Below are 14,385 nucleotides of genomic sequence, written 5' to 3'. Positions count from 1 at the left end.
AAAGGACTCAGTCCTGTACAATACAGAACTAAATCCTTTGCTTAAATTATTTGTCTAACTTTTTGGGGTCAGAACACACCCGGCTAGGCCTTTTTTCTTTTTCCATACTTTTGCTATAATAGAGTCATACCGTTTGAAAGGAACTCATAAAATGACTATAAATCAGCAACTTCTTTGCTACAAACGTTTACCAAACTGGACAGCTACAACACTTCCAGAAATGGTGACGCAAAAACACAATACTAAGGTAGGAACTTGGGCTAAATTAACCATTCTATCAGGATCTCTCCGCTTCTACGAATTAGATGAACAAGGACAGGTTACTGCAGAGCACCTTTTTACCCCCGAGACAGAGATTCCTTTTGTTGAACCACAAGCTTGGCATCGCATCGCTGCTGCATCAGATGATTTGGAATGCTATCTTTCTTTTTACTGTAAACCTGAGGACTACATGGCTAAAAAGTATGACACTAAAGCCCACTCCGAGGTTCTTGAAGCAGTCCAATCTGGTCATATCAAACCTGGTCGTACCCTTGACCTAGGCTGTGGTCACGGCCGTAACGCTCTTTATTTGGCATCTCTTGGGCATGATGTTACAGCCGTTGATGTTAATAACGAAGCTACACAACGCATCCAAATGATTGCAGATGAGGAAAATTACAATGTTAGAGCTGGCTACTACGATATCAATGCTGCTGCTCTTCCTGAGTCTGAAACCTTTGATTTCATCCTCTCAACAGTCGTCTTTATGTTCCTTGATCCCGATCAAATTCCGGCTATTATCAAGAATATGCAAGAGCGTACAGTCATTGGTGGTTACAACCTAATTGTTTGTGCCATGGACACTGAGGAGCACCCTTGTACCATGCCTTTCCCATTTACGTTTGAAGAAGGCGAGTTGAAAAACTACTATAGAGACTGGGAATTAATCAAGTACAATGAAAATCTTGGTCACCTTCACCGTTTAGATGAGCATGGCAATCCAATCGCCCTTCAATTTGCGACCATGTTAGCCAAGAAGGTTAAATAAGAGCGAATGGCTGTAGAAGAGCTGACCACAGTTTGACTTGTCTTCAAATTAAAAACTAGGATTCCAGTTGGAATCCTAGTTTTTAATTGTTTACAATATCTGCATATCCTGATTTAAGGTCAGCATTTTCCGTTTCTTTGACATAATACACGCCACCATTAGTAGTTGGTGAATAAAGAACAAAGGGAGTCCCATCTTTTTTAATGGTAAAGAAATAACGGTGAACAGATACATTTTCCCATCTCTCGTATACCGAAACAATGGTATACTCCGAATTGCTATTACCATTTGCAGCATAAGTAGCATCCACAGTCTGGTTATGATCCGACATCCAACGGATAGGCAAGGAAGAGGCTTCATTGGTAATTTCTTTGTATCCTGGCTGATTCATCTGATTGCCCCAAGAAACCATCAAACTAGCAAGGCGACTAGCTTTGTCATTGGTCCAACGTGGATTTTCAGTATAGGCTTCCTTAGCATGGTTAGCATCAGGTGTATCAATACTTGCACTGCTAGATTCACTCGTCTTCGCATTTTCGATTGATGACGTACTTGGCTTGGCATTAGCCTTATCTGTCGATGAGAATATCGAGCTAGCCACTGTGGCAGACGACTTAGTCTGTTTGACGTTCTTCATTGAACTAGAGACTAGAGTCAAGCCAATGCCAACGACGATCGCTACTAGAGCCCCCAGAAGAATATAGATATAATTATAATTTTTCGAGATTCCAATAAGGCCAGACTGATAAGCTAATTGTAGTTCATCGGGTTTCGGTTTACGCCCTTGAACTTGCTCAAAACGACTTATCCATTCTGCTTCTGACAGCTTTCGCATAATTTTCCTCTTCTCTTTATCAATTATCTTCCATCCTATCATAGAACAGTGATGATGACAATAGTAGAGAGAACTTGAGGTTTACCTTCAACCAATTATCCTTTATTTTCAAAATAACGACGAACAATTGGCGCCACTTCTTCACCATAAAGCTTAATAGCCTTTAGAACAGCCTCATGTGGCATAGAACCAATTGGGAGATGAAGCATGAAGCAATCTAGCTATAAATCCTCAATAATACGAATGATTTTTTGAGCGACGTGAGCGGGGTCCCCTACGAACATGGCTCCGTTTGGTCCAACACTAGCATAGTACTGCTTTTTAGTCATTTCAGACCAATGTGGGCGATCCTTAGCAATGTTATCCACCGTTTGTTTCGTTGGATAAAAATAATTTTCTATCGCTTGGAAATTATTTTCTTCAATCCATCCCCAAGAATGAGCAGCCACCTTAAGTTGTTCATCCGAATAACCATTTCGAGCACCGATTTCCTTATAAACTTCTACTAATTTAGTAAAGGCCTACGGATTTCCCCCAATTGTAGCATAGACAATTGGCAAACCTTTTTCCGCAATTTGAATGGTCGACTCAATGTGACCACCTGTCGCTACCCATACCGGAAAATCATCTTGGACTGCTCGCGGATACACAGGGCGATTGTCAACAGATTGAGTATGCTTACCTTGCCAAGTTAAACTCGTTTGCTTTTTCACTTCCAGAAGCATGTCTAGTTTTTCATTGAAAAGTTCATCATAGTCTGAAAGATCATAGCCAAAAAGTGGGAAACTCTCAACAAAGGAGCCTCTACCCGCCATGATTTCTGCACGACCACTTGACAGAGCATCAATGGTTGCATACTGCTGATAGACGCGAACCGGGTCAATAGATGACAAAATGGTTACTGCACTAGATAAACGAATCTTCTTGGTATTCACAGCACCTGCTGCAAGAACAATTTCCGGTGCCGACACTGCAAAATCTTCACGGTGATGCTCTCCAATCGCATAAATATCTAGTCCAACTTGATCCGCCAATTCAATTTCTTCAACGAGCTCTCGAATACGTTGGTCATGAGAGATAGATTTTCCAGTCGATTCTAGGAGGGTTGTTTCTCCAAAAGTTGAAATGCCAAGTTCAATCGACATAAATCTTTCCTCCAGTAATTCTTTTATTTGTTATGAAAATACACTATAACTAGTTAGTGATAATTACAAATAAAAAAACCTAAGACTCTATTTTCCAAGAAAGACTAATAGGGTTAGGCAGAAAAGGAGAACTAAAGCACCCATGACCACTAGGAGACTAATCTTATAGCCTAGGGGATTTTTGGGATTTAAACTAGTTCCAAGGCCATACCTACGGAGGACAAATAAGGGTTCTGAGGGAGATTGCTTAAGGTTGTAGCCTAAGAGAGACCTTAAGTAAAATAAAAAGAAGACACTCATCCCCGGAAAAATAACAAGAGGAAGCACTAGCCCCTGTGACCACCAAATCATGATTGTAAGAAAGACTTGTATCAACAAGAGACCCCAAAACAAGTAATAAATGTAGGATTGCTTTTTCATTAATATGTACCTCTCAATCTAAGATAAGTATACTCCTCCTAGCTTCCCTTATCAAACCCATAACTCGCCTGACACCTTATTTTCTGCTACAATAGAAAGGAAAGATTCAAAAAAGGAAACTGTACACATGAAATTAATTTCTTGGAATATTGATTCACTAAATGCCGCCCTTACTAGTGATTCTGCACGCGCTCAATTATCACGCGCTGTTATCGACACCTTGGTCGCTGAAAATGCAGACATCATTGCTATTCAAGAGACAAAACTGTCTGCTAAAGGTCCGACTAAAAAGCATTTGCAAATCTTGGAAGACTACTTCCCTGACTATGACAATACTTGGCGTTCATCTGTTGAACCTGCCCGTAAAGGTTATGCTGGAACCATGTTCTTGTATAAAAAAGAACTGAATCCAGTCATTACCTATCCTGAAATCGGAGCACCTTCAACCATGGACTGTGAAGGGCGTATCATCACTCTCGAATTTGACAATTTCTTTGTGACACAGGTCTACACACCAAATGCTGGTGATGGCCTCAAACGTCTGCTTGAACGTCAAATCTGGGACGAAAAATATGCGGATTACCTAGCTGAATTGGACGCTCAGAAACCAGTTCTTGCGACTGGTGACTACAATGTTGCCCACAAGGAAATCGACTTGGCTAATCCTTCAAGTAATCGTCGTTCACCAGGATTTACAGATGAAGAACGTACTGGTTTCACTAACCTCCTTGCAAAAGGTTTCACCGATACCTACCGTCACCTCAATGGCGACGTTACAGGAGCCTACACATGGTGGGCCCAACGTAGTAAAACATCTAAAATCAACAATACAGGCTGGAGAATCGACTACTGGTTGACTTCAAATCGTATTGCCGATAAGGTCACAAAATCAGACATGATTGACTCTGGTGATCGCCAAGACCACACACCTATTGTCTTAGAGATTGACTTATAAAATAACTCTAGACCTAAATCACAAAAAGAGTAGACCTGCTACTCTTTTACTATGCCCAATAATTAAGGAGAAATTATGAAAAATAAACTTAATCCCACTCAAAAACTCGTTCTATCAGCTATTATGATGGCCCTTTATATTGCTATCCTCTTTGTCTCACAAGCTATTTCCTTTGGTGCTGTTCAGATGCGTCTGGCCACTGCTTTATATGGACTAACCTACATCTTCCCATTTTTGGTATTCCCAATTAGTCTGGCTAATGCCATCGCAAACTCTTTTGGAGGTTTGGGATTGATTGACGTGGTTGGTGGTTTCTGTGCTAGCTTTTTAACAACTGGTAGCATCTACCTCATCCGTAAAGCCAAGTTATCTAGCTGGTTCATCATCTTTCCAATCCTACTCGTTCCTGCTTTAGTGGTACCAATCTGGCTTAGTGCCTTGCTCAAACTTCCTTATTTTGCTCTCGTTATTAATCTCCTCCTGGGACAATTAGTTCCTGCGATTTTGGGAGCAGTCCTGGTACGAGAATTAGCTAAACGAGGATATAAAGACTGACAAAAACAAAAATATCTCTGCAATGTGCAGAGATATTTTTTTAGTAATGATATGCTTTCTTGTAAGCTTCTCTTGGTGTCAATTTGTCACCAGAGATAAGCAAACGGTAGTCAACATTAGTAGGATCTTTTTGATACTCATCAACCCAATCTTGATTCATTTCAAGATAAAGATTATAAGTTCCCAACTCAGTCGAAACAGTACCTACCTTGTAAAAATCTTTATAACGCTTTTGGTTATCCGTTTTTTTCAATTTTTCATATCGATAATAGGTTCTGGCAAAGTCAGTGAACTGGTATTCTTTCTTATCTTTTCCAGAACCAGTTGTGACTGCAATGGTGCCCTTGTTATTTGTTAAATGCAAATCATAATCATAATCATTGTGACTATTCACTTGGAAAACACCTGAAGTGATATCACTGTCATCAGAGAATGTCTGAATGTCAGCGAACTTAGCAGCCTGCCAAGAAGTAGGGACTCCTTCATATTCACCATCACTCTGTAGACCTAGAAGTGACCAATAATGACCGAGATAGAAGGTATTAGACTTCTCACGATCTGTCACCAGTTCACCTACCATCTTAAGGTTTTCAGCACCCAGACGGTATGGGTTAGAGAGATAACCAAAGACTGGGAAGAAATAAATGATGACTGTAAAGGTCAAAAGAGTCTTCATATTAATCTTATTGATAGCCCAGAAGAAATAAGCAGCTGAGAACAAGAGAGCGTATGCTGCACCATAGCTAAACTTATGCGCATGGGCAATCAAAAGCAAAATGAAGAAAATAGGTTGGATAGGACGAATCTTATGATAGATGATAGAGAAAACGTCCTCTTTGTCTTCCTCAGATTTGAAAATCAAGGACAAGACAATGGTCAAGAGCACAAAGAAGGCGCCAAACCCGAAACCAACATCGTTTGGACGGAAGAAGTAAGCCAAGATGGACATGTCCATTACCAATAGCCAGACAGATGCAAATTTGATCATGTTGTTACCAAATTTTTCAGCTGTTTGACTAGGTGCCTTCAAAGGTACCTCAAAGGCTTGTGCAAGTGCTCTCTCTTTGGCCTGGCGTTCGGCCTCTATTGCCGCTTTCATCTCCTTAGTACTGCGTTCCTTTTGGAACAAATGGGCAACCTTGGTCGGTTCATCTTGTCTCGACTTGGTAATGCTCAAAAAGAGCAAATATTGCATAGCAAAGATGAGAGCTGTGTTCCCACCGTATTCTAGGAAGGAACCATCCCAAATACTAGAAACAACTGCAAAAACGATATAACCTCCAATTGAGATTAAAACCGTCAAAAGCAAATGAATCCAACGATAACGATAAGTGTATTTATCAGTTGTATCTCGTCTCAAAAACGTGTCACGTGGGTAAAGATACCAGATAACGAAGATAAGTTCAATGGCCTGAACTGCTGTTAGAAAACCAACATAGTTGAAGCCAAAAACGGCTGCTACCACATTGATGAGATAGGAAATAATAGCCAAAACTCGCAGACTGGTGCGCTTAGACAAGAGTCCAATACTCATCAGGGTGATAGTTGAGAAGGCAGAAAAACCAGCGCCCATCTTATTATCAAAGATAAACACATTGACAAAGGCAAAAATCAAGATTCCTAGAAGAGTTAAGACTTGTTTTTGCATTTCTTTTTTCTTTTCTTTCATATTTTCCCTCCTTATGAAAATGATAACGCTTCCGTATTCCTATTTTAACACAATTATACTATTTTTGTCAGATTTAAAAAGGCATTCGGATAACCGAAGGCCTTTTTCATTTGTTATCTAATGCTTCAATCTTGAGGAACACAAAATCCCCATCAAAGCGTTGAATGTACTTCTGAAAACCTAATAAACTAAAGGTTTCAATCTCATAACGGACCTGATCAACACCATCACTAGTGCTTTCCTCTAACAGTTTAAGTTTTGGAATATCGGATTCCAGGACATCACGGTAAAGTCCTTTATACTCAAAGGTAATTCGAGCCCACTCATTACCAGAAAGCATTGAGAAAGCCTGGTAACGCACCTGCTCATCTGTAATAAGACGGGCTTCTTGTTCTGGACTTAACGTGAAAGCCAAATCATTTTCAGATTTATGAATGGTCTGAAAACGATCGACACGGAAATAACGGATTTCAGAGAACTGATAATCACAAGTAAAGTTATCATCCAGTTTGTAAGAAATACAGTAGAAATAATGGTTATCAAAAATGACTGAAATCGGAAAGACCTTATATTCCTCCACTTTTTCTCCTGGCTTACGGTAACTAAAAGACAAAGGACGTTGGTCCACAATGGCATCGAAAATGGCTGAAATAGCTGGTAAGAGTGACTTATCTTGATCCTGATAAATCTTAAGTTCTTGATAACTATCTAGTTCTAGCTCAGTCAATCGCTTGATACGTCTGCGCTCCTTGTCGTCTACAGCCCTCTCAACAAAGATGTTGATAATTTCTGCTACTTCATCCTTTCGAAGGGCACGACTCTCTAAAAGAATCTTAGATAGGATAACTGCCTGATTGTATTTAAGGTTACCATAGCCCTGTTCATACTGGGCATGATAGGAACCGTATTTTCTGGAATACTTAACCTTCATATTTGGACGTAACTCAGTCAAATTTTCCTTGAGTTCACTCACGTCCTCTTTAAGTGTACGCTCACTTATGCCAAAGCGAGCTAGGTAGTCCATTTTTGAAATGTCATTTCCCTTTTCCAATTCGGACATAAAATACAAGAGACGTTTGGTTTTTGATGCTGTCATTATAAAATCCCCCTTTATAATCAAACCTCTTATTACTAAAAAATTGCTGTTTAGTTATTCATTATCATAGATAGTCATCCCTAGTAGCGACGAGCCACAGAATTATAGCTCAAATAATAGTCCTTTTTCTTTTCGTTATACTCAAAAGATAGTCTTAACAATTGTGCTTTCTCAATAGGACTATTCTGATCAGTGTAATCAAGATCAACTGACTTATGTATGATTCCTGATGAATGGACGTTGATACTTCTCCAGGACCTTTTTGCCTGAGAATGTTCCCTCACTACCTCAGACAAGGATGTTGCTGGACCCAGATAGTCTTGGTCTTTAGTACGTAAGCTACTTATCCGCTCTTCCGTCCAATTACTGCTATAATTATCAACCTCAGTGACGCCATCAAGGGGATAAGTCGCTATTCCACTATCATAGACAAAGCGTCCCTTTTCGTCCTTCACAAAAGAGAAATCACTATATTCATTGCCATCTCCACGGTCAGATCTCACCTTGAGACCACTAGACTCCATCTCGACATAATTGCCCTTACCATGACTTTTAATAATCGAACGTAAGGTATCAGCCTTGGGTTTCAGATTTTCAAAATCTTCTTCCGTCCAGTTATAAATCGCAGACTCATCTTCGTAATCTTTGGGATCATCGCTATCAGGTTTATCCTCATCAAGATCTGACTGAGACACCTACTGAATCAACCTGTATTTTTTCATAGCCCCTCGATAGACAGAACCACCTAAAGTGGCAAAGAAGGATAGTCCAATCAAGCCAACCACGATTGCGGTGAAGAGAAATCTACCTAGCTTCTGTCCCATTCTAAAGAGAATGATAACAAGGACAAAACATGCCACAATTACAGCCAGATACACAATTATCGGCTTATACTTCCAAGATAAGAAGACCGAGCCCCAGCTCACACTTAAGAGTATCAGTGGCAGAGCAAGAGTCAAAAAGAAATATCGCTTCTCAGCTTTTTCCTCCTGAAAAGCAGATTCAAACTCTGGCCCTTTATTACTAAAAGCCGACTCGAAAGCCTGATCACTATTCTTTAGATGATCATCACTTAAATAATGTTCATTCTCTTTATTAAACCTCTACTCCTCTAAATATTCTATATAACAATTTCCCAGTTTTTTCTATTGTAACAAATGAAAGCGTCATTTTCTACAAATATACTAAAAAAGCAACCTATCTTAGGTTGCTTAAAGGTTTAACATTAGTCATTCTCAATCTTTTCAGCTTCTGTACTGAATTTTTGTGCAATGGCTTCAAGAGCTAATTCATCTGTATCTGGAAGAGTGATGGCATCATCAGAAATCTCATCAATATTTGCATAAAATTCAATATGATTCTTCAGATTTTGGAGATGAATTGGTGCATCACCACCGTATTCGCCATCGAGGTTAATCATCATACGATCATCACTTAAAGGCTCAATATACAGCGAGCTCGTTTTGATATAGGAAATTCTCTTGTCATAGATGTGTTTACCACCTTGGAGAATTTGACGAATGAGGTCAACCAATTCAAAGAGGTTAGCTGTCTTAACCATGATTAGAGTAAATTTACCATCATCCAGTTTAGCATCTGGGGCAATCGTTTCAAAGCCACCAACTGAATTGGTCAAGGCAACGAAAATCATGGAAAGACCACCTTCAAAGACACCCTCGTCATGCGTAACACGAACAGGAACCTTCTTTACCTGTGGCAACAACTCTGCCCCCTTAACAAGGTAGGCCAAATAACCAAGTACTGTCTTTAAGCGACTAGGTACACTATAGGTTAGTTCGGTAAAGGAACCAGCAGCCGCAATATTGATGAAGTATTTGTCGTCATAGGCACGGCCAATATCCATCTGAAGGGTCTGATTTTTAGCGATAACCTTGGCTGCTTCAACAGGATTTCCTCTTGGAATCTTCAAGGCGCGTGCAAAGTCATTTGTCGTTCCCGTTGGAATAACCGCCATTTGTGGGCGTTTTTTAAGCGGGGCAACCCCAGAAACAACCTCATTGATTGTACCATCGCCACCAGCAGCAATAACTAAGTCAAAGCCTGCTTTGGCCGCACGAGTGGCCTCATTTTTTGCTGAGTTCTCATCTGGTGTTGTTTGAAAGGCTGACGCTTCAAAGCCAGCACCTTCCAGAATATCCAAGACCTCGGCAACATTTTTTTTCATAATTTCTTGTCCAGATGTTGGATTATAAATTAAGCGGGCACGTTTTTGTTTCATATTGAACTCCTATAAATCCAGCAACCAAGCCTCATCTTTTACTTCAATTCCTAGGCTTTGTGCTTTTTCCAACTTACTTCCGGCATCACTACCAGCAACTACTAAATCTGTTTTCTTAGAGACAGAACCTGTCACCTTAGCACCCAGAGCTTCTAGTTTTGCCTTTGCTTCACTACGTTTAAGATGCTCCAATTTTCCTGTCAAAACAACTGTCTTACCAGATAAGATAGCATCATCTGCCACCTTTTGTCCAAGATAGGACAAATTAACGCCATAGGATTCCAGTTCTTTCATAAGAACTTGAGCCTCCTCCTTAGCAAAATAGCGCTGGATGGACTTGGCAATAACCTCTCCTAAACCATCTACAGCAGCAATAGCCTCGACATCTGCACTGGCTAACTCTTGTATACTGCCAAAAGCTTCTAGCAACTGCTTACTAACTTTGGCGCCAACATGACGAATACCCAAGCCATAGAGCAATTTCTCTGCAGAATTTTCTTTTGATGCTTGAATGGCTGCGTAAAGTTTTTCAGCCGACTTTTCTTTGAAACCTTCCAATTGAAGGAAATCCTGACTGTTCAAGCCATAGATATCAGCCACATCTTTAACCAATTCAGCTTTAAAGAGCTTTTCAACCACTGAAGGTCCCATACCTGCGATGTTCATGGCATCTCGAGAGGCAAAATGAATCAGACCTTCCTTAATCTGAGCAGGGCAAGAAGGATTGATACAACGTAGGGCAACTTCATCTTCAAAATGTAAAAGACCACTGCCACAAGATGGACATTGAGTCGGTACTTCCATCGGCTCCTGTGTCGTACGCTTACTCTCTACTACACGAAGTACAGCAGGGATAATATCACCAGCTTTGTAGACAATTACGGTATCACCGATACGAATGTCTTTTTCGGCAATGTAATCTACATTATGAAGGGTGGCTCGACTAACCGTTGTCCCCGCTAATTGCACTGGAGTCAAATTAGCAGTCGGCGTTACTACACCCGTACGACCTACTTGCCAGTCCACTGAGAGAAGCTCTGCTTCCTTTTCCTCAGCCGGGAATTTATAAGCAATAGCCCAACGTGGCGCCTTAACTGTAAAACCGAGTTCTTCTTGCATAGCCAAACTATTGACTTTGATGACAACACCATCAATGTCATAGGCCAAGTGATCACGATCTTCTCCTACAGCTTGAATAAAGTCCCAAATCTCATCCATCGATGATGTGACAATGCGTCGTGGATTAACAGAGAAACCGAGTTCTGCCACTTCATTTAAGACATCATTTTGTGTTAGACGCTCCGTTGGACTAGCTTCCTGATAAAGGAAAGTCGCCAAACGACGCTCTGCAACTACTTTGGTATCTAATTGACGAAGAGTTCCTGCTGCAGCATTACGTGGATTGGCAAATTCGGCCTCACCATTTTCCTGGCGTTGGATGTTGATGCGTTCAAACTCAGCCCGAGGCAGGTAACACTCCCCACGCACCGTAATATTAAGAGGTTGGTCCAACTTCAGAGGAATATCTGAGATACGCTTGACATTTTCAGTGATATTCTCACCTACAGAACCATCACCACGTGTCGCACCTACCTGAAGAATACCATCCACATAGGTCAACGAGATAGAAAGCCCATCGATTTTGAGTTCAGCCATATAATCAGCATTAGGAAATTCGTCCTTAACCCTCTTATCAAAGGCATCTAGCTCTTCTCGTGAAAAAGCATCCTGCAAACTATAAAGCGGATACTCATGTTGATATTTTTCAAAACCATCAAGTACCAGCCCTCCCACACGATGTGTTGGACTATCTGCTTGAACAAGTTCTGGATGTTCAGCCTCCAAAGCTACAAGCTCACGATAAAGCTTATCATACTCGGCATCTGACACTGATGGATTATCTTCCGTATAATACTCTTTTGCATACTGGTTAAGTTTAACAACCAGCTCTTTCATTCGTTTTTCCATAGGAACATTTTAACATAAAAGCAGAAAAAAACGCCTTTACAGACGTTAATTTAGGAAACAAAATCAATAACTTTGGCCAATTTCTTAATAAGAATTGCACCAACTAAGAGAGAAGCCAATTCTCCCATAGCAACAGTGAACCAAGTTGCCCAAAATGGTGCCTGAGTAACCAAGGTCAACTCAGCCGCAATTGTCACCATGAAGAATGAGAAGTAAAAGGCAAAGTAAACATGAGCCTTGTCAAAAAGTCCACCTAAAATATCTTGGTTCTTAAATCGGTCGAAGAAATAAACACCTGAACCGACAAAGACCAGTGTCGAGAGACTTCCGACAACCACATCAATCATGTTAAAGCTAAAGAAATTAGCAATCACACAGCCCAAAGTCACGGCAATGATATACTTGCGATTATAAAATCCTAACAGATTGAACATTTCTGCAATTCGGAACTGGTAGGGACCATACGAAATTAAGTTAAAAGGTGGCACAACAGTCAAGACTACATAAAGAGCTGCCACAATAGCAATATGTGTTAAATCACGAACAGTTTGTTTTTTCATTTTTCCTCCATAATCATTATCTTTTTATTATCTACAAAGGATAATATTCCCGTCAAAAGAGCCTGGATCTCACCAAGCTCTCTTTATCATCTAGGAATCATCCTCATCTTTTTTGTGTTTTTTGCTGTCACTACCATCTCCAGAAAAGCTCTGAATAATAGTAATCACATCTCCTCTTCTACTTTTCAGTTCACCTTGTCTAAGCTCTTGATAGGTCGCATTAAAGACGGCCCCCAAAATCAAAATTCTGGCCAAGAAGATGAACCAAAGCATGAAGACGAAAATCATAATGGATCCAAATAACTTGATATCAACTAATCGACTCAAGGTACGAATCACATAAGTTCCAAACAAGTTGCTTAAATAGCCAATCACTAAAGTCGTAAAGATAGTCCCTGGCATAACATAGCGGATTTTTCGAATCTTCACATTCGGAAGCACAAAATAAAGCACCATCATTCCCAGAAAGACAACTGCAATACTCAGAGGCTGGATACTATTTAAAATAAACTGAGTCATCTTGGAACCAATAGGATAGGTCTGTGTAATAACTCTAAGGACCGACTGAATAATCGTAGACAGCATTAGTGCAAAGGTGAGCAGGAACAAGATGACCAGACTCATGAAACCACCAACAATGTGACTAATAAAGACATCACGGTGTTCTGAAGCACCATATACCTTGTTAATCGCCTTTTGAAGCGAAGACAAGGACTTAATCATTGTCCAGAATCCCGTCAAAGAGGCAACTCCCAACAACTGTCCAGAAGGTGTCGAGAAGATATCCTGAACAACGTTGGCTGCAGGTGCATAAAACTGCTTAGGAAGGTGCTCATTCATAAACTTCAAGAGATCAGTCGTATCAATATTCAGATAGGGAAAGACATTTGCCGCAATAACAATAAGCGGAAAAACCGTCAAAATGAGATAGTAAGCCACTGCGATAGTTGAAATATCTATCTCTGCACTACGATAATGCATAAGATAAACCTGCAAAGGGCGCCATTGGAGTTTATCCAATAGACGGGCCATTAAGCCTTGTCGTTTCATATTAGTAAGTTCTTTCTTCGCCTTGAGAAGTCAAAATTACTGGACCATCCTTAGTAATAACAAATTGGTGCTCATATTGACAAGAAAGTCCACCGTCAAGAGTTTTGTGAGCCCAACCCGTTTCAAGGTCAGTATCGATTTCCCAAGTACCAGTGTTAATCATTGGCTCGATAGTCAAAACCATTCCTTCTTTAAGACGGAGACCTCGTCCAGCCACCCCATAGTTTGGCACCATTGGTTCTTCGTGCATTGTTGGCCCAACTCCGTGTCCAACCAAATCACGAACAACACCGTAACCACGACTTTCAGCGTATTCTTGGATAGCTGCACCGATATCACCGATACGGTTACCGACTACCGCTTGTTCAATGCCAAGGTACATAGCCTCACGTGTTACTTCCATAAGTTTTTTAACTTCGTCAGATGGCGTTCCAATCGCATAAGCCCAACATGAGTCAGCCAAACCGCCAGAATATGATTCCGTGTATTTTTTAACCTGAGCAACATTGTCAAAATCCAATTTTGACACATCAAGGACCGACTTATCGATAGGTTCTGACAAGACCATATCAACCTTCAAGAGGTCACCATCTTTCAAAATATAGTGACGTGGAAAGGCATGTGCCACTTCGTCATTAAGGCCACAGCATGTCGCATAAGGGTAATCCATAATGCTTCCCTCAACCCCAATCTGAAGGGGAAGGACATTCTCTTCTTTACAACGACGACGCACATACTCTTCCACTTCCCACATGTCTACTCCTGGTTTCAAGAGGTCACGTAGACCAATGTGAATGCTAGCAAGAAAATCCCCTGCCCTATCCATTGCTTCAATTTCACGTGCTGATTTTAAAGTAATCATT

The 14,385-nt window shown here is 40.6% G+C and carries 13 protein-coding genes and 1 pseudogene; 3 read left to right on the top strand and 11 right to left on the bottom strand.

Annotated elements, in window-relative coordinates; genetic code table 11:
• Window positions 1–151: 151 nt before the first annotated feature.
• Window positions 152–1,030 (top strand): SAM-dependent methyltransferase TehB, encoded by an 879-nt coding sequence (tehB, locus tag H7T93_RS06960; RefSeq protein WP_155213348.1) that lies wholly within the window; start codon window positions 152–154, stop codon window positions 1,028–1,030.
• A gap of 82 nt (window positions 1,031–1,112) precedes the next feature.
• Here the strand turns inward: tehB and H7T93_RS06955 are convergent, their stop codons facing one another.
• Both H7T93_RS06955 and H7T93_RS06950 read right to left on the bottom strand, forming a co-directional pair.
• On the bottom strand, window positions 1,113–1,865 hold the full coding sequence (locus H7T93_RS06955) for a DUF4767 domain-containing protein (protein ID WP_155213347.1): 753 nt from the start codon (window positions 1,863–1,865) through the stop codon (window positions 1,113–1,115).
• 95 nt (window positions 1,866–1,960) lie between these two features.
• Window positions 1,961–3,010, bottom strand: a pseudogene (locus H7T93_RS06950) (LLM class flavin-dependent oxidoreductase).
• Between the two features lie 547 nt (window positions 3,011–3,557).
• On the opposite strand from H7T93_RS06950, the gene H7T93_RS06945 reads away from it, so the two are divergent.
• Window positions 3,558–4,385, top strand: a complete 828-nt coding sequence (locus H7T93_RS06945) for an exodeoxyribonuclease III (RefSeq protein ID WP_175057722.1) — start codon at window positions 3,558–3,560, stop codon at window positions 4,383–4,385.
• Window positions 4,386–4,460: 75 nt separating this feature from the next.
• Complete coding sequence (locus H7T93_RS06940; protein WP_002884216.1) at window positions 4,461–4,940, top strand: QueT transporter family protein; 480 nt, start codon at window positions 4,461–4,463, stop codon at window positions 4,938–4,940.
• 40 nt (window positions 4,941–4,980) lie between these two features.
• On the opposite strand, the gene H7T93_RS06935 is transcribed toward H7T93_RS06940, so the two are convergent.
• The 9 genes from H7T93_RS06935 to H7T93_RS06900 form a co-directional block, all read right to left on the bottom strand.
• On the bottom strand, window positions 4,981–6,609 hold the full coding sequence (locus H7T93_RS06935) for a hypothetical protein (RefSeq protein WP_195918106.1): 1,629 nt from the start codon (window positions 6,607–6,609) through the stop codon (window positions 4,981–4,983).
• Between the two features lie 106 nt (window positions 6,610–6,715).
• Window positions 6,716–7,705: a helix-turn-helix transcriptional regulator gene (locus H7T93_RS06930; RefSeq protein ID WP_175057724.1), complete on the bottom strand. Its 990-nt coding sequence runs from the start codon at window positions 7,703–7,705 to the stop codon at window positions 6,716–6,718.
• 80 nt (window positions 7,706–7,785) lie between these two features.
• Entirely contained in the window at window positions 7,786–8,400 is a 615-nt protein-coding gene (locus H7T93_RS09995) for a hypothetical protein (protein WP_230310590.1), read from the bottom strand.
• The gene (locus tag H7T93_RS09990) at window positions 8,401–8,529 is read right to left on the bottom strand and encodes a hypothetical protein (RefSeq protein ID WP_260314199.1); all 129 of its coding nucleotides are present in this window, start codon (window positions 8,527–8,529) and stop codon (window positions 8,401–8,403) included.
• A 401-nt stretch (window positions 8,530–8,930) separates the two neighbouring features.
• Window positions 8,931–9,944, bottom strand: coding sequence for a diacylglycerol kinase family lipid kinase (locus H7T93_RS06920; RefSeq protein ID WP_070476696.1), 1,014 nt, complete (start codon window positions 9,942–9,944; stop codon window positions 8,931–8,933).
• Window positions 9,945–9,953: 9 nt separating this feature from the next.
• On the bottom strand, window positions 9,954–11,912 hold the full coding sequence (gene ligA, locus H7T93_RS06915) for an NAD-dependent DNA ligase LigA (RefSeq protein WP_073686122.1): 1,959 nt from the start codon (window positions 11,910–11,912) through the stop codon (window positions 9,954–9,956).
• A gap of 50 nt (window positions 11,913–11,962) precedes the next feature.
• Window positions 11,963–12,472: a QueT transporter family protein gene (locus H7T93_RS06910; protein ID WP_004183169.1), complete on the bottom strand. Its 510-nt coding sequence runs from the start codon at window positions 12,470–12,472 to the stop codon at window positions 11,963–11,965.
• A 90-nt stretch (window positions 12,473–12,562) separates the two neighbouring features.
• Window positions 12,563–13,522, bottom strand: coding sequence for a YihY/virulence factor BrkB family protein (locus tag H7T93_RS06905; protein WP_004183170.1), 960 nt, complete (start codon window positions 13,520–13,522; stop codon window positions 12,563–12,565).
• 1 nt (window position 13,523) lies between these two features.
• Entirely contained in the window at window positions 13,524–14,384 is an 861-nt protein-coding gene (locus H7T93_RS06900) for a methionyl aminopeptidase (protein WP_004183173.1), read from the bottom strand.
• Window position 14,385: the final 1 nt, after the last annotated feature.

This window comes from Streptococcus sp. 9.1 (genome assembly GCF_016648815.1).
Lineage (GTDB): Bacteria > Bacillota > Bacilli > Lactobacillales > Streptococcaceae > Streptococcus > Streptococcus salivarius_E.
Note: the sequence above shows the minus strand (reverse complement) of the source record. Positions and strands in the feature narration are given on the sequence as shown.